This is a genomic window from Gordonia zhenghanii (assembly GCF_021738965.1).
Lineage (GTDB): Bacteria > Actinomycetota > Actinomycetes > Mycobacteriales > Mycobacteriaceae > Gordonia > Gordonia zhenghanii.
Window position 1 is genome coordinate 23,447 of record NZ_JAKKOQ010000015.1, and the last position, 18,489, is coordinate 41,935.

Annotated in this window: 19 protein-coding genes; 11 read left to right on the forward strand and 8 right to left on the reverse strand. The window is 68.3% G+C overall.

Annotated elements, in window-relative coordinates:
* Window positions 1–4: 4 nt before the first annotated feature.
* Complete coding sequence (locus L5G32_RS15900) at window positions 5–1,726, reverse strand: AMP-binding protein (RefSeq protein ID WP_237012051.1); 1,722 nt, start codon at window positions 1,724–1,726, stop codon at window positions 5–7.
* A gap of 109 nt (window positions 1,727–1,835) precedes the next feature.
* On the opposite strand from L5G32_RS15900, the gene L5G32_RS15905 reads away from it, so the two are divergent.
* Genes L5G32_RS15905 through L5G32_RS15920 form a run of 4 tightly spaced genes read left to right on the forward strand, consistent with a single transcriptional unit; the run spans window position 1,836 to window position 7,701 of the window.
* A complete protein-coding gene (locus L5G32_RS15905; RefSeq protein ID WP_237012052.1) occupies window positions 1,836–3,593 on the forward strand; it encodes an ABC transporter transmembrane domain-containing protein in 1,758 nt (585 codons plus the stop codon).
* Window positions 3,590–5,365, forward strand: a complete 1,776-nt coding sequence (locus L5G32_RS15910; RefSeq protein ID WP_237012053.1) for an ABC transporter ATP-binding protein — start codon at window positions 3,590–3,592, stop codon at window positions 5,363–5,365. Before L5G32_RS15905 ends, L5G32_RS15910 begins: the two co-directional genes overlap by 4 nt.
* Window positions 5,366–5,389: 24 nt before the next feature.
* On the forward strand, window positions 5,390–6,535 hold the full coding sequence (locus tag L5G32_RS15915) for an alkaline phosphatase family protein (protein ID WP_237012054.1): 1,146 nt from the start codon (window positions 5,390–5,392) through the stop codon (window positions 6,533–6,535).
* Window positions 6,532–7,701: an MFS transporter gene (locus tag L5G32_RS15920; RefSeq protein ID WP_308192055.1), complete on the forward strand. Its 1,170-nt coding sequence runs from the start codon at window positions 6,532–6,534 to the stop codon at window positions 7,699–7,701. The genes L5G32_RS15915 and L5G32_RS15920 overlap by 4 nt, the downstream gene beginning before the upstream one ends.
* Window positions 7,702–7,724: 23 nt before the next feature.
* Here the strand turns inward: L5G32_RS15920 and L5G32_RS15925 are convergent, their stop codons facing one another.
* Window positions 7,725–9,182, reverse strand: a complete 1,458-nt coding sequence (locus L5G32_RS15925) for an ABC transporter permease subunit (RefSeq protein ID WP_372491707.1) — start codon at window positions 9,180–9,182, stop codon at window positions 7,725–7,727.
* A gap of 160 nt (window positions 9,183–9,342) precedes the next feature.
* Here L5G32_RS15925 and L5G32_RS15930 point away from each other — a divergent pair, with 160 nt between their 5' ends.
* The 3 genes from L5G32_RS15930 to moaA are packed head-to-tail and all read left to right on the forward strand — an operon-like array spanning window position 9,343 to window position 11,248.
* The gene (locus L5G32_RS15930; protein WP_308192056.1) at window positions 9,343–9,801 is read left to right on the forward strand and encodes a MogA/MoaB family molybdenum cofactor biosynthesis protein; all 459 of its coding nucleotides are present in this window, start codon (window positions 9,343–9,345) and stop codon (window positions 9,799–9,801) included.
* Window positions 9,798–10,223 (forward strand): molybdenum cofactor biosynthesis protein MoaE, encoded by a 426-nt coding sequence (locus tag L5G32_RS15935; RefSeq protein WP_237012056.1) that lies wholly within the window; start codon window positions 9,798–9,800, stop codon window positions 10,221–10,223. The genes L5G32_RS15930 and L5G32_RS15935 overlap by 4 nt, the downstream gene beginning before the upstream one ends.
* On the forward strand, window positions 10,220–11,248 hold the full coding sequence (moaA, locus tag L5G32_RS15940; RefSeq protein ID WP_237012057.1) for a GTP 3',8-cyclase MoaA: 1,029 nt from the start codon (window positions 10,220–10,222) through the stop codon (window positions 11,246–11,248). The genes L5G32_RS15935 and moaA overlap by 4 nt, the downstream gene beginning before the upstream one ends.
* A 109-nt stretch (window positions 11,249–11,357) precedes the next feature.
* Here moaA and L5G32_RS15945 read toward each other — a convergent pair whose 3' ends face one another.
* The 6 genes from L5G32_RS15945 to L5G32_RS15970 are packed head-to-tail and all read right to left on the reverse strand — an operon-like array spanning window position 11,358 to window position 15,171.
* Window positions 11,358–11,594, reverse strand: coding sequence for a MoaD/ThiS family protein (locus L5G32_RS15945; RefSeq protein WP_237012058.1), 237 nt, complete (start codon window positions 11,592–11,594; stop codon window positions 11,358–11,360).
* A complete protein-coding gene (locus L5G32_RS15950; RefSeq protein WP_237012059.1) occupies window positions 11,591–11,836 on the reverse strand; it encodes a DUF6457 domain-containing protein in 246 nt (81 codons plus the stop codon). Before L5G32_RS15950 ends, L5G32_RS15945 begins: the two co-directional genes overlap by 4 nt.
* Complete coding sequence (gene mobA / locus L5G32_RS15955; protein ID WP_237012060.1) at window positions 11,833–12,429, reverse strand: molybdenum cofactor guanylyltransferase; 597 nt, start codon at window positions 12,427–12,429, stop codon at window positions 11,833–11,835. Before mobA ends, L5G32_RS15950 begins: the two co-directional genes overlap by 4 nt.
* Window positions 12,426–12,902 (reverse strand): cyclic pyranopterin monophosphate synthase MoaC, encoded by a 477-nt coding sequence (moaC, locus tag L5G32_RS15960; RefSeq protein ID WP_237012061.1) that lies wholly within the window; start codon window positions 12,900–12,902, stop codon window positions 12,426–12,428. Before moaC ends, mobA begins: the two co-directional genes overlap by 4 nt.
* Entirely contained in the window at window positions 12,899–14,101 is a 1,203-nt protein-coding gene (locus L5G32_RS15965; RefSeq protein ID WP_237012062.1) for a molybdopterin molybdotransferase MoeA, read from the reverse strand. Before L5G32_RS15965 ends, moaC begins: the two co-directional genes overlap by 4 nt.
* A complete protein-coding gene (locus L5G32_RS15970) occupies window positions 14,098–15,171 on the reverse strand; it encodes a ThiF family adenylyltransferase (RefSeq protein WP_237012063.1) in 1,074 nt (357 codons plus the stop codon). The genes L5G32_RS15965 and L5G32_RS15970 overlap by 4 nt, the downstream gene beginning before the upstream one ends.
* Window positions 15,172–15,328: 157 nt before the next feature.
* On the opposite strand from L5G32_RS15970, the gene L5G32_RS15975 reads away from it, so the two are divergent.
* From L5G32_RS15975 to L5G32_RS15990, 4 genes are read left to right on the forward strand one after another with little or no spacing between them, the layout of a single operon-like run.
* A complete protein-coding gene (locus L5G32_RS15975; protein WP_237012064.1) occupies window positions 15,329–15,736 on the forward strand; it encodes a TOBE domain-containing protein in 408 nt (135 codons plus the stop codon).
* A gap of 1 nt (window position 15,737) precedes the next feature.
* Window positions 15,738–16,514 (forward strand): molybdate ABC transporter substrate-binding protein, encoded by a 777-nt coding sequence (gene modA / locus L5G32_RS15980; protein WP_237012065.1) that lies wholly within the window; start codon window positions 15,738–15,740, stop codon window positions 16,512–16,514.
* Window positions 16,511–17,299: a molybdate ABC transporter permease subunit gene (gene modB / locus L5G32_RS15985; protein WP_237012066.1), complete on the forward strand. Its 789-nt coding sequence runs from the start codon at window positions 16,511–16,513 to the stop codon at window positions 17,297–17,299. The genes modA and modB overlap by 4 nt, the downstream gene beginning before the upstream one ends.
* Window positions 17,296–18,486: a sulfate/molybdate ABC transporter ATP-binding protein gene (locus L5G32_RS15990; RefSeq protein WP_237012067.1), complete on the forward strand. Its 1,191-nt coding sequence runs from the start codon at window positions 17,296–17,298 to the stop codon at window positions 18,484–18,486. Before modB ends, L5G32_RS15990 begins: the two co-directional genes overlap by 4 nt.
* Window positions 18,487–18,489 lie beyond the last annotated feature (3 nt).

Here is an 18,489-nt window from a genome sequence, read left to right on the forward strand (position 1 = left end):
GGCCTCAGCGCGAACCGCGCATCCCGAAGTCCTCATCGCGGAACTCGCTCTCGACCCGGGTGTCGGCGTTGTCGTCCTCCCGCCGTCGAAGCTCGACGCGGCGGATCTTGCCGGAGATCGTCTTGGGGAGTTCGAAGAACTCGATACGTCGGACCCGGAGGTACGGAGGCAGGTTGTCGCGCGCATAAGCGAGGATTGCGTGGGCGGTGTCCGGCGTCGGCTCGTGTCCGGGAGCCAGCGCGATGTACGCCTTCGGCACGGCCAGACGCACCTGATCGGGCGCCGGGACGACGGCCGCCTCGGCTACGGCGGGGTGCTCGATCAGGACACTCTCCAACTCGAACGGGCTGACCTTGTAGTCGGACGCCTTGAACACGTCGTCGGTCCTGCCGATGTAGGTGATGTACCCGTCCTCGTCGCGTTCGGCGACGTCTCCGGTGTGGTAGAAGCCGTGGGCCATCGCGAGCGCGTTCCGCTCGTCGTCGCCCTGGTATCCGGTCATCAAGGTCAGCGGGCGGCCTTGCGGGCCTTCGAGATCCAGGCAGATCTCGCCTTCGCCCGGCCCGTCGACCGGCTCGCCGGTCTCCGGCGACACCAGCACGACGGGCACCCCGGGAAGCGGCCGGCCCATCGACCCCGACTTGAGTGGTTGCCCGGGCGAGTTCGCGACGGACGCGGTGCACTCGGTCTGTCCGAAGCCGTCGCGGATCATCAGTCCCCAGTGCTCGTGAACCTTGCTGATCACTTCGGGGTTGAGGGGCTCGCCTGCGCCGATCGCCTCGCGCAGCGACGCGGGGCGTCCCGACGACAGGTCGGCGTTGATCAACATGCGCCACACGGTCGGCGGCGCGCAGAACGTCGAGACGTGCTCGTCGGTGATGCGTCCGAGGAGCGCTGCAGGATCGAAGCGTTCGTAGTTGTAGACGAGGACGGCGGCTTCGGCGAGGAACGGGGCGAAGAAGTTCGACCACGCGTGCTTGGCCCACCCGGGGCTCGAGATGTTGAGGTGGACGTCCCCCGGCTGCAGGCCGAGCCAGTACATCGTGGACAGGTGACCGACCGGGTACGAGACGTGCGTGTGCTCGACGAGTTTCGGCTTGCTGGTGGTGCCCGAGGTGAAATAGAGGAGGACGCGGTCGGTCGAGGCGTTGCCGGGATGGTCGATGACAGGATCGGGCGCAGCCGAGGCAGCGGCGTAATCGGTCCACCCGTCCGCGGACGCACCGATCGCGAAGCGGTGCTCGACTCCGGCGACGTCGGCGAACTTCGGTGCGTCGGCGGCATTGCAGATCGCGCCTCGGGCGCCACCACGTGCTACGCGATCGGCGAGGTCGGCCGGTCCGACAGCGGTCGTCGTCGGCATGATGACGGCGCCGATCTTGATGAGCGCCAACATCGACTCCCAGAGTTCCACCTGGTTGTCGAGCATCACGATGACGCTCTGGCCGCGTTGAACGCCGGATTCCTGCAGCATGGCAGCGACCTGATCGGATCGCCGCGCCAGGTCGTCGAACGTGTACGACGCCCTGGAACCGTCGGCCTCGACGATGATCAACGCGGGGGAGTCGTTTCCGCGCGCATAGGTGTCGAACCAGTCGTGACCGAAATTGAAGTTCGGGCCGACGTCGGGCCACGCGAACTCGGCGGTCGCGGCGTCATAGTCGTCCCGCAGACGGAGGAGGGTATCGCGGGCGGTCCGGAGGCTGTCGGTGGCAGAGATCGTCATGGTTCCGATTGTGCCGGGAGAGTGACCGGAGTCATACCCCTCCGAAGGGGGGTGGAGCGGCTCGGAGACGCGCCGCCAAGCGTGCGAGAACGTAGGGTAGCCTAAATTGATGCTCGATGGCTCACGGTACCCGGCTCATGCCGACCCCAGATCCCTGCGCGTCAGAGTGTTCGGTCGAGGGTTCCTCGCCGGGAGTAGACCCGCCGAACGCGGGTCGTATGTGCGGGTCGACGAGGAGACGACGGCCCGCACCTTGGTGGTCAGGACGATGTGGGGTGCCAACAAGTATTCGATTCCCGCGATGCTTCTGATGATCGGGCATTTCGCCGGTGAGGCGTTGGTCCCGGTAATTATGGGTGTGGCGATCGATCGTGCCGTGCTCACGCATGACGGTGGGCAGTTGGCGCTCTGGTTGATCGTTCTCATCGCCGATTTCGCGCTGCTGTCGTTCACCTGGCGATTCGGTGAGCGAATGGCGATCTACGCATTGCACGTAATCGAGCATCAGTATCGGATGCGCGTCACCGACCGCATGCTCGACCCGGCCGGAACCGACGGCCCGGCACGGCTCCCCGGGACGGCGCTGAGCATCGCGACCTCGGACGTGTCGCGATTGGCGCTGGCCGTGTTCCTCGTGATCTTCCCGGTCGGCGAGATGTTCGCGGTCGTCGTCGCAGGCGTCATCCTCCTGTGGATCTCGTGGCCGTTGGGGCTCGCAGTACTCGTCGGCGCACCAGTGATGTTCTGGCTGCTCGATCGGGCGGGTGCACCGCTGCGAGCACGAACAGCCGAACAGCAAGAGTTCGTCGGGGCCGCGGCCGGAACAGCTGCAGATCTCGTGGCCGGGTTCCGGGTCCTGAAAGGGCTTGGTGCGGATCGGCCCGCTGCGCGGCGGTATCGGCACGCCAGCAGGCAGGCGCGGGACTCCGCGATCGCCGCGATGCGGAGCGAGGGCGTGTATGTCGCTCTGCTGCAGACCGTGTCATCGCTGTTCGTCGTCGCAGTCGGCGCCGCAGCCGGGGTCATGGCCGTCAACGGCGCGATGGGACTCGGCGCGCTGATCACCGTGGTCGGCCTCACCCAGTTCATGATCGGGCCGCTCAACGCGATAAGCACCAACTTCGGAGCGGTGTGGAACGGAGCGGTCCCCAGCGCCGACCGCGTGCTGTCGGTCCTGCAGGCGGGGCCCGGATCGCATTCGGGCGACGTCGACGCGGCCGACGGTCCACTCGTGATCACCGGACTGCCCGATCCGACCGGTGCACGATCGGACCTGTCCATTCCGCCCCGCGGAGTCACCGTGATCTCGACCGACCACGCCACTACTCGCCGCCTCACCGCGGTGCTCTCGAGAGAGAGTTCCATCGACGGCGTCCACATCCGGATCGGGGACACCCACCATGCGTCGCTCGACGAGGCTGCCGGACGACAGGTGGTCCGCGTGGTGCCCCACACTCCGCACTTGTTCGAAGGGTCGGTGCTCGAGAACATCGAGGCCGTCGCAGACTCCGGCGGCGATCGCGTGTCCCGTGCGGTGTTTGCGGCAGTCTGCGACGACGTCGCCCAGGTTCTGCCCGACGGACTCGACAGTCCGGTCGGCGAGGCCGGGAGAATGCTGTCGGGTGGGCAGCGGCAGCGAGTCGGGCTCGCTCGCGCCCTCGCCGCAGAGTCGGCGTTCCTGGTCTTGACCGATCCGACGACGGCCGTCGACTCGATGACGGAGGCGCGCGTCGTCGAGCGCGTGCAGCGGATGCGCGCCGACGCGGCGACGGTCGTGTTCACGCACTCGCCGTCGTGGGCGGCGGTCGCCGACACCGTGATCAGACTGGACCCGCTCGCCGAGCCTGCGTTGGAGGCGGTGAAATGAGCATCGCCGATTCGTCACCCCGGTCCGCTCTGGCCGTCGCCGACTGGCGACGAACGTCCCGTCATCTCGTCACACGGCTACGACAACGCAGACTCCCGCTCCTCGCGGTGCTCGTCACGATGGCAGGCGCAGGCGCGTTCGGTCTGGTGACCCCTCGACTCCTCGGGTCGGTGGTCGACCTGGTCGCCCACGGCGGCGACACCGCCGAAGTCCTCAGTCGCGTCGGTTGGATGGCCGCCGCCGCGATCGCGGCAGCGGTGTGCGCAGGTCTCGGCATCGCGACCGCTGCCTCGGTGTTCGAATCGGTCCTGGCGGCATTGCGCGAGGACATGATCGAGAAAGTCCTGGGTCTGCCGATCGCGCGTGTCGAAGAAGTCGGCAGCGGCGACGTTCTGTCGCGCGCGACAGATGACGTCGACAAGGTGGGCGAAGCCATCGGCAAAGCTCTGCCCTCGGTTCTGATGTCCGGTGCAGGAGTGGTTGTCACGGTGATCGGACTGGCCGCGCTCGACTGGCGGTTCCTGCTTGTCGTCGTCGCAATCCTGCCGATCTATCTCACGACCGGCCGGACCTATCTGCGGCTGGCTCCGCCGGTGTACGCACAGGAGCGGGTCGCCGCAGCCGATCGGGCGCACCACGTTCTGGGGCCGGTCCAGGGGCTGCCGACCGTCCGCGCCTTCGATCTGGGCGCACGGTTGAGCGTGCGTATCGATGCCAACTCGTGGGCGGTGGTCGCCCGGTCGATGGAGGCAGCGGTCCTGAGATCACGTCTGTTCGGGCGGTTGAACCTGGCCGAACTGATCGGCATGTCCGTCATCCTTGCGGTCGGGTTCGTCCTCGTCGGCGACGGTTCACTCACCGTCGGCGCTACCACTGCGGCGATGCTGTTCTTCCTGGCGATGTTCGAGCCGATCGGACGACTCATGTACGTGCTCGACGACCTGCAGTCCGGTGCCGCAGCTCTCGGCCGCATCGTCGGCGTGCTCGACGAGACGACTCCGACGTCGGCCGACGCGACCTCTGATGACGACGGATCCGGGCTCGTCGCCGAGCGGATCGAGTTCGGCTACACCGCCGGGCACCCGATCCTCGACGACGTGTCGGTCACGATCCGGCCGCAGGAGCACGTCGCACTCGTCGGCGTGTCCGGAGCGGGGAAGAGCACGCTCGCGGCTGTGCTCGCAGGCATCCATCCGCCGACCGCGGGCACCGTCCGGCTCGGCGGCGTCGAAGTGGCGACCATGCGCGATGCGGCACGTGCGCACCGCATCGCGCTCCTGACCCAGGAAGTCCACGTCTTTACGGGCACGCTCCGCGACGACCTCCTTCTCGGTGATCCCGACGCGGACGACGAACGCGTGTGGCAGGCGCTGGAGAAGTCGGGGGCCGCCGACTGGGTCCGAACCCTCGACGACGGGCTGGGCACCGTAGTCGGCGCCCACGGCCACGAGATCGACTCGATGACCCAGCAGCAGTTGGCACTCGCTCGGATCGACCTCCTCGACGCCGACCTCGTGATCGTCGACGAGGCGACCGCGGATGCGGGAAGCGCGGGTGCCGGACGGCTGGAAGAGGCTGCGGCCACCGTGCTCGCGGGTCGGTCCGCGTTGATCATCGCGCATCGACTCAGCCAGGCCGCGGCGGCGGACCGGATCCTTCACCTCGACTCGGGTCGGGTCGTCGAGAGTGGAAGCCACGACGAGTTGGTCGCGGCCGGCGGCGGCTACAGCGAGATCTGGGCGGCGTGGATGCGCGGTCGCGACGAACTGTGAGCCCGGCTGTGCCAGGCTGGGTGAATGGACCCGACTCTCGCTGACGTCATGCCGTCCGTTGCAGCGGCGTTCGGCATCGACGGACCGAATCCGCTCGCCCTGGGATCGGAGAGGGACGTGGTGGTCCTGCTCGTCGACGGGTTGGGCAGCGAACTCGTCGCACGGTCGGCAGACGACGCTCCGACGCTGGCCGCCCACATCCGGGCGACACTGCGCGCGGGATTCCCGGCCACCACGGCGACGAGCCTGACGAGTCTCGCCGTGGGTGCGCCGTGCGCGGTGCATGGAGTGATCGGATACTCGTTCGCCGTCCGCAATCCGGAGACACGTAGCCCGCGGACGCTCAATGCGTTGCGGTGGCGGTTCGACACCGCAGACGGACCGGACGCCCGCGACGGAGCCGAACCCGAATCGGTACAGCCCGTGACCAGCGTTCTGCAGCGTCTCGCGGCGTCCGAGGTGGACGTGCACTACGTCGTACCGGGGTATCAGGCGAGATCCGGGCTCACTCGTGCGGCGTTCCGCGCCACGGGCGTCGTCCACGAGGCCGCCGACCTCGACGAAGTGCGCGATGGGATCCTCGCCGTCGCACGCGGGTCGAGTCGCCGATCCGCGCATCGTCGCTTCGCTTACGCGTACTACCCAGGACTCGATATGGCCGGGCATCTGCACGGGCCCGAGAGTCCCGAGTGGCACGACGAGCTTCGCGCCGTCGACGCGATGGTCGCCGACTTGTTCAGCGAGCTGCCGCCGACGTGCACGCTGCTCGTCACCGGCGATCACGGAATGATCAGTGCGGGTGTCCGAGTGGACCTCGACGCAACGCCCGACCTGCACCGGGGTGTGCGGACGATCGCGGGGGAGGCGCGTGTGCGTCATGTGTATCTCGATGCGCCGACCGCCCGTGCCGACATCGTCGACACCTGGACCGGGGTCGTGGGCGATCACGCCCGTATCGCCACCCGCGAGCAGGCGTTCGACGAACGCTGGTTCGGTCCGCAGACGCCGGGACCCGGCGTCGCCGAACGGATCGGCGACGTCATCGCGGTCGCGCAGAACGACTCCGTCCTCATCCGCCCCGAATCCGAGCCGATGGAGTCGGCGATGATCGGCCACCACGGGGCGTGGACCGCCGATGAGCAGTTCGTTCCGCTCGTGGTGAACCGGTGAATCGCGCCGCGGTCGCGGCGACGGCGTTCGCGTTCCTCATCGCCATGGTCGGTACCACGATCCCGACCGCGCTGTACCCGATCTACGCCGACGACCTCGGGTTCTCGTCGTTGACGGTGACCGTCCTGTTCGCCGTGTACGCGTGCGGCGTGTTCGTGGCACTCCTCCTGTTCGGAACGCTGTCCGATCAGATCGGGCGACGACCAGTGCTCGTCGCGTCTCTGGCCTTCGCGATCGTCAGCGCGGCGGTGTTTCTGGCGCCGGCGAGTCTGACGACCCTCGTCTCGGGGCGTGTCCTCTCCGGAGTGAGCGCGGGCTTGATGACGGGCGCCGGCACGGCGGCGATCGTCGACCTGTTCCCGAGCGAGCGTCGTGCGAGGGCAGGCGCGTTGGCCGTCGCCGCCAATTCCGGCGGCCTCGGGATCGGCAACTTGATGGGCGGCGTGATCGCGGACGTCAGTTCGTCGCCGCTCGTCGTCCCATTCGTCGCGCACCTCGTTCTCGCCGCGCTCGCGCTCGTCGGAATGCACCGGTACGGACAGGCTCCCGGTCCGCGGCGCGGGTGGCGGCTCCGGATCCAGCGGCTGCGCGTGCCAACCGAGATCCGCGGGGCGTTCACCCGGGGGAGCCTGGCCGCGGGCGCAGGCTTCGCGTCGAGCGGGGTGCTCACTGCGGTGACCGGACTCTTCCTCGCGAACGACCTCGATCTGCACGCGCACTGGCTGACGGGCTTCGTCGTGTTCCTGGTGTTCGCCTCGGTGGCGTCCGGACAACTGCTGGCGCGGCGGATCCCGCAGCGGACGGCGTTGCCTGCAGCCTGCGCAGGCATGGTCGTCGCCTCCGGTTTTCTGGCGTGGGCGTTGGCCGGGCCTGCGCTCGGACCGCTGATCGTGTCGGCCGTCTGTGTGGGGGTGTCCTGTGGTGTGTCCATGAACGTCGCGTTGGCGACGACTGTCGAACTGGTTCCGACGGCGTTCCGCGGTGGTGTCTCGTCAGCGTTCTTCACGGTCATCTACATCATGCTGGCGTTCCCCGCGATCGGTGTCGGAGTCGCGGCGGACTCGCTCGGCCTCCGTGACGCGGGCCTGATCTTCGCCGGACTCGTCGCGGTGCTCGCCGGGGCCGTGGGTCTCGCAGAGTATTCGCATTCTCGCGTTCGGCGCTGAGCCTCTTCAGGCTGGGACGAACATCAGGTTGCGACGAACCGGCCGAGTCGAGTCTCCAACGGTCCCTGGAGCGTCGAGAGCACCAGGCAGATCGCCCAGTAGTAGACGGCGGCCGTCACGTATAGGGCCAAGAACTCGAAGGTGGGAGCCGCCGCGATCTGAGCGACTCGCAACAACTCGGTCACCAGGATCGTCGACGCCAGAGACGTGTCCTTGACCAACGAGATCAACGTGTTCGACAAACCGGGAACCGCGATGCGAGCCGCCTGCGGAAGCACGATGAAACGCATCGTCGATCGGTAGTTCATCCCGACGGTGAGCGCAGCCTCGGTCTGGCCCTTCGGCACCGACATGATGGCGCCGCGGATGACCTCGGCCGCATAGCCGCCGACGTTCAATGAGAACGCGACGACGGCAGCCGGGAACGGCGGCACCTTGAGCCCGAGCTCGGGAAGCGCATAGAAGATGATGAACAACTGCACCAGCAGCGGCGTTCCGCGCACCACTGAGATGTAGGCCCGAGCCGCCCACGCGGCCAGTCGGTTGTCGGCGATGCGAGCCAGTGCGACGACGATCGCGATCGCCAGACCGACGGCGAAACTGATCGCGGCCAACGGGATCGTCGTCGTGACCGTCGCCTTCGCCATCGGCCACAGGTTGTCGCTCACGAGTTCCCACGTCGATCGCGGTTGCGCGGGCGTTGCGCCCGAACCGCTGGCGTCGGCTTCCAGATACTTCTGCGAGATCCGCGTCAGCGTACCGTCGGCGCGCAACTCGTCGATCGCGCCGTCGATATCGTCGACGAGCGGGTCGTCTTTGCGTAACGCGAACGCTTGCTCGCTCTTGCTCCCGGTGTTCCCGGCGATCTTGACGGACTTGTCGCCGGTCTCGGCGAGATAGGCGTACACCGCGATGCTGTCGTTGACGGTCGCGTCGACGCGACCCTGCTTGAGCAGAGTGATCGCCTGGGTGAAGCCTTCGACCGTCTGAACTCGGGCACCGGCCTCCCGGGCGACGTCTGTCCAGTTGGCGGTAGCCGTCTGCGCGGACGTCCGGCCGGCGAGATCGTCGAGGGACGTGATCGTGTCGTCGTCGGCTCGCGTCACGATCACGCCTTCGCCGACCGCGTACGGCGTCGACATCGAATACTCGGCTTCTCGTTCGGGTGTGGTCGTCACCTGGTTCGCGACCACGTCGAACCTGCCTGCACCGAGTGCCGCGAAGATCGAATCCCACGGCGCCTCGACGAACTCAGCGCGTTTGCCGAGTTTGTCAGCGACGGCGTTCGCCACGTCGACGTCGTATCCGACGAGTTCGCCGTTGCTCTGATCGTGGTAACTGAACGGACTGTAGGTGCCTTCGGTGCCGAACCTGATCACATCCGAGTCGGACGAACCGCTGGCTGAACACGCCGACGTCAGCGCGAGAACCGCGAAGAGCACAGCCAGAAGCGGCGCGATGGCGCGCATGCGGGACGTCATAGAGCAAGTAAACCCGCGGGTGGTGCCGGAACCGGGGAGGTGCGACACGCGCGGTTCGTCGACTGTGCCAGGCGTGCGCCTCTCCGGACCCCGGAGCCGAGCTCCGTGGAACACTGGAGTCATGTCGCATGCCGCTCCACACCGTCTCAGGACAGCGACCGTGATCACCGTGTCCGACCGCTGCTCGACCGGTGCCGCGGTCGACCGGTCCGGCCCGCTGGTCGTCGATCAACTGGCAGACTCAGGATGGGACGCGGACGTGACGGTGGTGCCCGACGAGATCGCCGACATCGCGGAAGCGATCCGTACGGCCGTCGACGCAGGCTCGCGGCTGGTGGTGACGACCGGAGGCACCGGCATCGCTGCCCGCGATGTGACGCCGGAGGCCACGTCGCCGCTCTTGGAACGTGAACTGCCGGGCATCGCAGACGCGGTGCGAGCCGTCGGTGTGGCGAGCCTTCCTCAGGCCATGCTCTCGCGTGGTGTCGCAGGCGTCGTCGGACAGTCGCTGGTGGTGAACCTGGCGGGTTCGACCGGAGCGGTCCGCGACGGCGTCCCGGTGATCCTGCAGATCGCCGACCACGTCGTCTCTCAGCTGGATGGAGGCGACCACGAATGATCGTGTCCGCGTCGTTGAGCGACGAGCCGTTGGACGTCGCCGCACACCTGGACGCCGTCGCGTCCCCGAGCGTCGGCGCCACTGCATTGTTCGTCGGGACCGTTCGAGACAACGATCCCGACGCCGCAGGCAGCGTCGTCCTGCTGGAATACAGTGCACACCCCGACGCGGCCGAGATCCTGGCGCGGATCGCCGAATCGGTCGACACGCCGGAGGTGCGGGTCGCGGTGAGTCATCGCGTCGGTGACCTCAATGTCGGTGGCGTGGCGATCGTGTGCGCGGTGTCGTCGGTGCACCGTGCCCAGGCGTACGAGGTGAATCGGGAATTGGTGGAGCGAGTCAAAGCCGAACTGCCCGTGTGGAAGAAGCAGGTCGAGTCCGACGGCACGTCCGCGTGGGTCGGCTTGGGAGGTCTGACATGAGTGCGCAGCTCGTCGATCGATTCGGCCGCGTGCACCGCGATCTGCGGATCTCGTTGACCGACAAGTGCAATTTGAGGTGCACGTACTGCATGCCTGCCGAAGGCGTGCCGTGGATCGCGAAACAGAACCTGTTGACTACCGACGAGATCGAACGGGTCGGTCGCGTGTTCGCGAGTCTGGGCATCGACGAGGCTCGGCTGACCGGCGGTGAGCCGCTGCTGCGTCCGGACGCGGTGGACGTGGTGCGTCGCCTCGCGGCGCTGCCGACCGGCGGTGGGCAGACAGACGGGGGGCCGACGGACCGGGGGCGGATGCGCGTGTCGATGACCACGAACGCACTCGGTCTGGCCGGCGTGATGGACGATCTCGTCGACGCAGGTCTGGAACGCCTCAACATCAGCATCGACACGCTCGACCCGGAACGGTTTCACGCGCTGACGCGCCGTGACCGCCTCGACGATGTGCTCGCGGGGATCCGCGCAGCGCAGCGCTCCGGACTGCGTCCGCTGAAGCTGAACACGGTCGCGATGCGCGGGGTCAACGACGACGAGTTCGTGGATCTCGTGCGGTTCGCCCGCGAGCACGACGCGCAGTTGCGGTTCATCGAGCAGATGCCGTTGGACGCCGGGCACATCTGGTCGCGAGCGGAGATGGTCGACGGGCGGGAGATCCTGGACCGACTGGCTGAGGAGTTCACTCTCGAACCACTCGGGGAACGCGGCTCGGATCCCGCGGAAGTGTTCCGGGTCGACGGCGGCTCGACGACGGTCGGGGTGATCGCCTCCGTGACGGCCCCGTTCTGCGGGTCATGTGACCGTGTCCGGATCACTGCGGACGGACAACTGCGCAACTGCCTGTTCGCGCGCGACGAATCCGACCTTCTCGGCTTGTTGCGGTCGGGCGGCTCGGACGCCGACCTCGCCGCGATGATCCGGCGGTCTATCGGGGACAAGCGCGAGGGGCACGGAATCGACGGGCCCAACTTCCTCCAGCCCGACCGACCGATGTCGGCCATCGGCGGGTGAGGGGGTCTCGACCAGCGGCAGGGGTCTCGACTCCGCTCGACCGGCGGTTAGGGGCTCGACCGGCGGTTGGGGGCTCGACCAGAGGTGGGGGTCTCGACCGGCAGGGAGGTCAGCCGCCGGCGAACGGGGGGAGGACGTCGACGGTCGAGGAGTCGGCGGCGACCGCGGTGTCGTCGGTGCGCACTCCGTCGACCATCAACGAGCAGCGGCCGAGCACGGCGGCGAACTCGGGGCCGTGCTCGTCGGCCAGCGCGGCACGGAGGGCAGCGAGCGACAGCGGGCCGTCGAACTCCTGGTCGCGACGCCCGGCCGCGTCGGCTGCTCCGGCGAAGTAGCGGATCTTCATTCGGCGCGTTCCTGGACGAGGCGGGCGATGATGGCTTGTGCCTCGTCGACCGACATTCCGTCGGCGACGGCGAGGCCGACTAGATAGGTCGTGATCGGCCCGGCGGGACGGGCCACACCGTGCGCGACGTCGCGAGTCAGATCGAGGAGTGTGCGCAGCGGGACGTCGACGTCGCCGAGGCCGAGGGCAGGGGCGAGGTCGGCGATCCAGCTGTCGAGGTTCGGCACGGGTCTGTCGGTCATCGGTCGCTGTCCTTCGTTCGGTGCGGATGGGCGTGCGGGTCGGGGGTCTCGAAGGCCACTAGGTCCTCGGGAGTGTCGATGTCGATGCCTGCGTCGTCGGGATCGTCGACGGTCCTCAGCCGGAGCTCGTCCAGGAGTCGTCGCATCGATGCGCCCGCCGGGGCGGGCAGTGCGGCGACGGCACGGCGGAGGGCGGACGTCCGATATCGCCCGGCGAGCCACTGGACGTGTCCGCTGCGGTCGACGAGAACGACGCCGTCGTCGGGTCCGATCTCCTCGGCCGTCAGACGCGCGACGATCCGCTCGGCGCGCGGCAGGTCGCAGGCGAGCAGCCAGGTCTCGTTGACATCGCCGAGAGCGTCCAATGCGGCGGCGATCGCTGCGACGGGACCGCCGAACGGCGGATCCTCGCGGACCACGTGGACGCCGGGCCGCTGGATGCTCGCCGGACCGACGGCGATGATCGGCGCGCATCCGTCGAGGGCGGCGTACACGTGATCGACGAGTGGCCGGCCGCCGACGTTCACGGCAGCCTTGTCGACGCCGCCGAGTCGGGAGCCGCGGCCGCCCGCGAGGACGATCGCCGCGGTCATCGCACCCAGTCTCCGCTCTTGCCCCCGGTCTTCCGGGTGAGCTGGATCTGCTCGACGGTGACGGACTTGTCCAGGCCCTTCACCATGTCGACCACCGACAATGCGGCCACCGACACTGCGGTGAGCGCTTCCATCTCCACGCCCGTCCGGTCCGCGGTCCGGACAGTCGCCTCGATCGCGACGCCGTCGTCGGTGATCTCGAGGTCGACGACGGCTCCGTGCACCCCGATCACGTGGGCCAAGGGCAGGAGTTCGGGGGTGCGTTTGGCGGCGGCGATGCCCGCGATGCGTGCGACGGCGAGGACATCGCCCTTGGGCGCGGTCCCGTCGCGCAGCGCGGCGACGATCTCCGAGTTGCACCGGACGAAACCGGTCGCCGTCGCGCTGCGCACCGTCGGCTTCTTCTCCGTGACGTCGACCATGCGGGCCGCGCCCGCGCTGTCGAGATGAGTGAACGGTTGATCTGTACTCATGACAGCACCATCACTTCGACGGCGTCGCCTTCGCTGACGTGGTCGACTTCGGCTGGGACGACGGCGAGCGCGTGTGCGAGGGCCAGAGAGGTCACCAGGTGCGACCCGCTGCCGCCGGAGGTCGCGGGGCGGACGGTGTCGTCGTCGATCACGGCGGGCAAAAACTGTGCGCGGCCGGCGGGGCACCGCCATCCGGTCGCCGCGGTCCGGATCACGCGTGGCCGGTCGATGTCGGTGCGACCGGCCATCGCGAGCAGCGCGGGCCGAACGAACGCCTCGAACCCGGCGGCGACGCCGACCGGATTGCCGGGCAGACCGAAGACGAGACGACCGGATGCGTCGGTTCCGAAGCCTTGCGGCTTGCCCGGCTGCATCGCGACCGGTCCGAACGTGACGGTCCCGGTGCCGTCGAGGACGGCTTTGACGACGTCGAATGCGCCGACGCTCGCCCCGCCGGACAGGACGATCACGTCGGCGTCCACGTCGGCGAGCAGCGCCCTCAGTGCAGCCTCGTCGTCGGCGACGGTCGCGACGGTCACGACGTCGGCGCCTGCGGCGCGAACCGCTGCAGCGAGAAGGACCGAGTTCGACTCGGGGATCTGCCCGCGGGCGGGTTCGCCTGCGGGGTCGATGAGTTCGGATCCGGTCGAGATCACAGCGACTCGTGGCGCCCGGTGCACCGACACCCGAGTGTGTCCGGCGGACGCGATAGAGGACAGCTGCCACGGTCCGAGGATCTGACCCGCGGTCACTGCGACGACGCCAGCGGCGGAGTCCTCGCCTGCTCGACGGACGTGGGCGCCCGACGTCGGCTCTCTCGTGATCGTGATGGCGGCAGGAACCTCGGCGGTGATCACGGTGCCGAGATCGGTGTGTTCGAGGGGAACCACGGTGTCCGCGTCGGACGGAACCGGCGCGCCCGTCATGATGCGGGCGGCTTCGCCGACACCGATCGAGGGATCGAGTCCGGACCCGGCGGGCACGTCGGCGACCACGCGCAGGACTGCACCCTGCGCCGCGTCGGCGGCGCGCACTGCGTATCCGTCCATGCCCGAATTGTCGAACAGTGGGGTCGGCCAGCGGGAGGCGACGTCGGCGGCGAGGACGCGTCCTTCAGCGTCGGCGAGAGACATCGTCACGACCGGAGTCGGCGTCGTCTCCGCGAGTACTCGGGCGCGGTGTTCGGCGACCGTGATCACAAAGTGCTCCTTTCCGCCCATGCGGCGTAACCGCCGAGCAGGACGCGTACGTCGGTGTCGGGGTGTTGTGCGGCGAGCGCATGTGCTGCGGCACGGGAACGCGGGCCGAGTTGGCAGTACACGACCGTGACCTCGCCGACTGGGACCGACGCGGCGTCGGCGAGTACCTCGTCGAGGGGCACGTGCTGAGCGCCGGGCAGTGATCCTCTCGCGACCTCGTCGGTATTGCGGACATCAAGAAGTGTTGCACGCGTGATCGTCTCGGAATCGTCGACGCGGACGCGTCCGATCTGGGCACCTGCCGCTGCCGGGCCGATCGGAACCTCGTCGATGCGGGCGCCGAGAGCATCCAGGACGAGCATCCGGTTCAGGAGGGGCTCGCCCACCCCGCAGATCAGTTTGACGGCCTCGGTGACGAGGATGCCGCCGAGCTGACCGCACAGTGCGCCGAGAACGCCTGCCTCGGCGCAGTTCGGCACTTCGCCGGCGGGCGGCGGGGCCGGAAACACGTCACGCAGGGTGATCGGAGCGCCCGCCGGAGGCGCCGACCAGAAGACTGTCGCTTGGGCGTCGAATCGAAGAACCGAACCCCAGACGAGGGGGAGGCCGACCTCGGCGCACGCGTCGGCGACGGCGTAGCGGGTGTCGAAACTGTCGCTGCCGTCGATCACCAGGTCGTACGGTGCGAACAGTTCTGCGGCGTTGTCTGCGGTCAGGCGCAGACGGTGCTCGATCACCTGTGTTCGCGGTGACAGGGTGCGAACGCGTTCGGCGGCGACGGTGGCCTTCGGTCGGCCGACGTCGTCGACACCGAAGACGATCTGACGTTGCAGGTTGGACGTGTCGACGTCGTCGTCGTCGACGATGCCGACGACACCGACGCCGGCGGAGGCCAGGTACAGCAGGACTGGTGAGCCGAGACCTCCCGCGCCGATCACGCACACCTTCGCGTTCGCCAGCCTGCGTTGGCCCGCATCGCCGATCTCGGGAAGACGGATCTGTCGTGCCGCCCGCAGTCGTTCGTCGTCGGGGATCGACGGCGCGGGTTCCACCAGGGGAGGGATGGGCATGAGTCCAGGCTATCCCGGTCTCGGAGTGCGTGGTCCGGTGATTCGCCCTGGGCCGATTCCGGTGGCGGAGGACAGGTGGGAACGGTGGAACTCACTACGATTGTCAAAGAAGTCCGGATGATTCCGGTTCCGCAGATGCGGTGATAATCTCCTCGTTGTGACTGAATTGCGGATCAGCCGTGCTGCGCAGCTTCTCGGCGTCAGTGACGACACGCTGCGGCGCTGGATCGACGCGGGCAAGCTCGACTCGTATCCCGACGCTGCCGGGCGCGCTGTCGTGGACGGCGCGGCTCTGGCTCGCTTCCTGTCTGACGAGGCGACCGAACACGACGATCCTGTCGATCGCGCGTCGAGTGCACGCAATCGATTCGTCGGCATCGTGACGGGTGTCCTGAGCGACCCGGTGATGTCGCAGGTCGAGATGCAGTGCGGACCGCATCGCGTCGTCTCGCTGATGTCGACGGAGGCGGTTCGCGAGCTCGGCCTCGAAATCGGATCGCTCGCCACCGCAAGCGTCAAGGCCACGACGGTGATCGTGGAGACACCGTCCGACACGGAAGGCTGAGATGACGAGCCGGAAGCGAAGCACCGCGCCACTGTTCGCTGTGCTGATGGCGGTGGCCGCGCTCGTGCTCACCGCGTGCGGCGGATCGAACGACGACGATGCGTCGGGGAAGATCACGATCTTCGCCGCCGCGTCGCTGCAAGGGTCGTTCGACGATCTCGCGAAGGCGTTCACCGACGCGGAGCCCGACTACCAGGTGGCGCCGATCGTCTACGACGGATCGCAGGCGCTCGCCAAGCAGATCGTCGAAGGCGCCGACGTCGACGTCATCGCATTCGCGAACGAGTCGAGCCTGAGTCCGGTCACCGAGGCAGGCTTGAGCGGGACGGGCGACGTCTTTGCGACCAACACTCTTCAGATCGCCGTGCCACCGGGCAACCCGAAGCGCATCAGGACACTCGGCGACCTCGCGAGATCCGACGTCACCACGGTGCTGTGCGCTCCGGAGGTGCCGTGCGGATCGGCGTCGCAGAAACTGTTGGCGGCGGTGGATGTGAGCGTCACGCCGGTCAGCCAGGAGACCAACGTGACGAGCGTGGTCACCCGTGTCGCGAACGGTGAGGCCGATGCCGGTCTGGTGTATGCGACCGACGTCGCGGCTTCCGACGGCAGACTCGAGGGGATCACTCCGCCGAATGCCGGGGACGCAGTCAACCGGTACCCGATCGCCGTCCCCGAGGATGCGCCGTCGCCCGAGGCCGCGGAGGCGTTCCGGGATTTCGTTCTCTCTGCAGCTGGTCAGAAGATTCTGCGGCAGTACGGATTCGGCCCAGCGTGAGCCTGCCGCGGTTCCTTTACCTTCCTGCAGCCGTCGGCTTCGCGCTGCTGCTGCTGCCGATCGTCGGGCTGATCTCCCGCGTCCGGTGGAACACTCTCGGCGACGACCTCTTCTCCTCGGCCTCGATGACCGCGCTCGGACTGTCGGTGTCGACCGCAGCGTGCGCGACGCTCGTGTGCATGATCGTCGGACTCCCGATGGCCTTGCTCGTCGGACGCGCCGGTCGCCGGATGGCCGCGGTGATGCGGACTCTGGTGCTCATCCCGCTCGTTCTTCCGCCGATGGTCGGCGGCCTTGCCCTGCTGTCGCTGCTCGGACGCTCGGGACTGATCGGCGAGCCGATCTTCGCGTGGAGTGGATTCAGCCTGCCGTACACGACGGGAGCCGTCGTCGTCGCCCAGGCCTTCGTCGCGTTGCCCTTCTTCGTCATCACCGTCGAAGGCGCCCTCCGAACGTCGGGGGTCTCGCACGAGCAGATCGCGTCGACTCTCGGCGCCGGCCGGTGGCGAGTCCTGACCCGGATCACTCTGCCGCTCGTGATGCCGGGCCTCGTGGCGGGCACGGTCCTCGCCTTCGCTCGCGCGCTGGGGGAGTTCGGTGCGACGGCGTTGTTCGCGGGCAACGCGCCAGGGGTCACGCGAACCATGCCGCTGGCCATCTACACCGCGTTCAACGGCGTCGGCGTCACACAGGACTCCGCGGTAGCGCTGTCGCTTCTGCTGTTGGTCAGCGCAGCCGTCATCGTGTGCGGTCTGCGATCGTGGCGTGAGGACGCGGTCCGATGACACAGACGCAGCAGGCGAGGCTGGCAAGGAGGGGTGAGATCAGGAGCGACCCGACTCGGATTCACAGAGGTGGCAGGCTGAGCGCCGACGTCACCGTTGCCCGTGCGGAGTTCGATGTCACGGCGCGGTTCGACGTCGACGCAGGCGGTTGTGTCGCGCTTCTGGGACCCAATGGATCGGGAAAGTCGACGGTTCTGGCCGCACTCGCCGGACTGGTGCGGCTGCGGGCGGGGACGGTGGCCGTCGACGGCGAGACGATTGACGAGACGGGCGGTGTCCGACTGCCGCCGGAAGCGAGGCGGATCGCGCTACTGGACCAACGTGCTCGACTGTTCCCGCATCTGACGATCGAACGGAACATCGCGTTCGGTCCGCGCGCTCGCGGCCTCGATCGCGGTCGCGTCCGCGCGAGCGTCGCCGACTGGCTCGATCGGATCGGGCTCACCGACCGCGCACAGGCCAAACCGCACGAACTGTCCGGCGGCCAGCAGCAACGCGTGGCGATCGCCCGCGCATTCGCATCGCAGCCGCGCGTTCTGCTGCTCGACGAACCGTTCGCCGCTCTCGACGCGGAGAGCGCACCCATCGTCCGGCGGATCCTGTCCGACGAACTCGCCTGCACGGGGACCACTTCAGTCTTGGTGACACACGAGATGTCCGATGCGTGGCAGTGGGCTGACACGTGTCTGGTGATGAATCGTGGGACCGTCGTCGAGACCGGCACGCCGTCGGATCTCGCGGTGCGTCCCCGAGGCACGTTCACGGCTGCGCTCGCCGGTTTCGACGTCGTCCGCGGGCGGTGGCGCGCGGGAGGACTCGGCAAAACGGGGGGACTGGAGGTCGAGAACGCGCTGTTATCCGGTGTATCGGACGGGGACCTGCACGGCGGGAACCTGCACGGTGGGGACCTGCATGACGGGGATCGGGCGATCGGCATCGTCGCACCGCGCGACGTCGTTCTCGAAGCGGCGTCCGCCGACCACGGGCTCGACGGCGGGGCCGATGTCCTGACGTCGGTCTCGGTGCAGGCAGGCGTGGTGCGCGTCGGGATCGGCTCGGGGCTGCACGCCGAACTGCCGATCGACGAAGCGCTTCGGGTCGGCGACGGCTCGTTGCCCCGTACCGGCGACCGCTACCGCCTGACTCCACGGCGGATGCGCGTGGTGGGAGCCGGCGACAGGTTCTGACGG

Coding starts and splice junctions, on each gene's coding strand:
- L5G32_RS15900 (WP_237012051.1), bottom strand. CDS start 1,726: ATGACGATCTCTGCCACCGACAGCCTCCGGACCGCCCGCGATACCCTC.
- L5G32_RS15905 (WP_237012052.1), top strand. CDS start 1,836: ATGCTCGATGGCTCACGGTACCCGGCTCATGCCGACCCCAGATCCCTG.
- L5G32_RS15910 (WP_237012053.1), top strand. CDS start 3,590: ATGAGCATCGCCGATTCGTCACCCCGGTCCGCTCTGGCCGTCGCCGAC.
- L5G32_RS15915 (WP_237012054.1), top strand. CDS start 5,390: ATGGACCCGACTCTCGCTGACGTCATGCCGTCCGTTGCAGCGGCGTTC.
- L5G32_RS15925 (WP_372491707.1), bottom strand. CDS start 9,182: ATGACGTCCCGCATGCGCGCCATCGCGCCGCTTCTGGCTGTGCTCTTC.
- L5G32_RS15935 (WP_237012056.1), top strand. CDS start 9,798: ATGATCGTGTCCGCGTCGTTGAGCGACGAGCCGTTGGACGTCGCCGCA.
- moaA (WP_237012057.1), top strand. CDS start 10,220: ATGAGTGCGCAGCTCGTCGATCGATTCGGCCGCGTGCACCGCGATCTG.
- L5G32_RS15945 (WP_237012058.1), bottom strand. CDS start 11,594: ATGAAGATCCGCTACTTCGCCGGAGCAGCCGACGCGGCCGGGCGTCGC.
- L5G32_RS15950 (WP_237012059.1), bottom strand. CDS start 11,836: ATGACCGACAGACCCGTGCCGAACCTCGACAGCTGGATCGCCGACCTC.
- mobA (WP_237012060.1), bottom strand. CDS start 12,429: ATGACCGCGGCGATCGTCCTCGCGGGCGGCCGCGGCTCCCGACTCGGC.
- moaC (WP_237012061.1), bottom strand. CDS start 12,902: ATGAGTACAGATCAACCGTTCACTCATCTCGACAGCGCGGGCGCGGCC.
- L5G32_RS15970 (WP_237012063.1), bottom strand. CDS start 15,171: ATGCCCATCCCTCCCCTGGTGGAACCCGCGCCGTCGATCCCCGACGAC.
- modA (WP_237012065.1), top strand. CDS start 15,738: ATGACGAGCCGGAAGCGAAGCACCGCGCCACTGTTCGCTGTGCTGATG.
- L5G32_RS15990 (WP_237012067.1), top strand. CDS start 17,296: ATGACACAGACGCAGCAGGCGAGGCTGGCAAGGAGGGGTGAGATCAGG.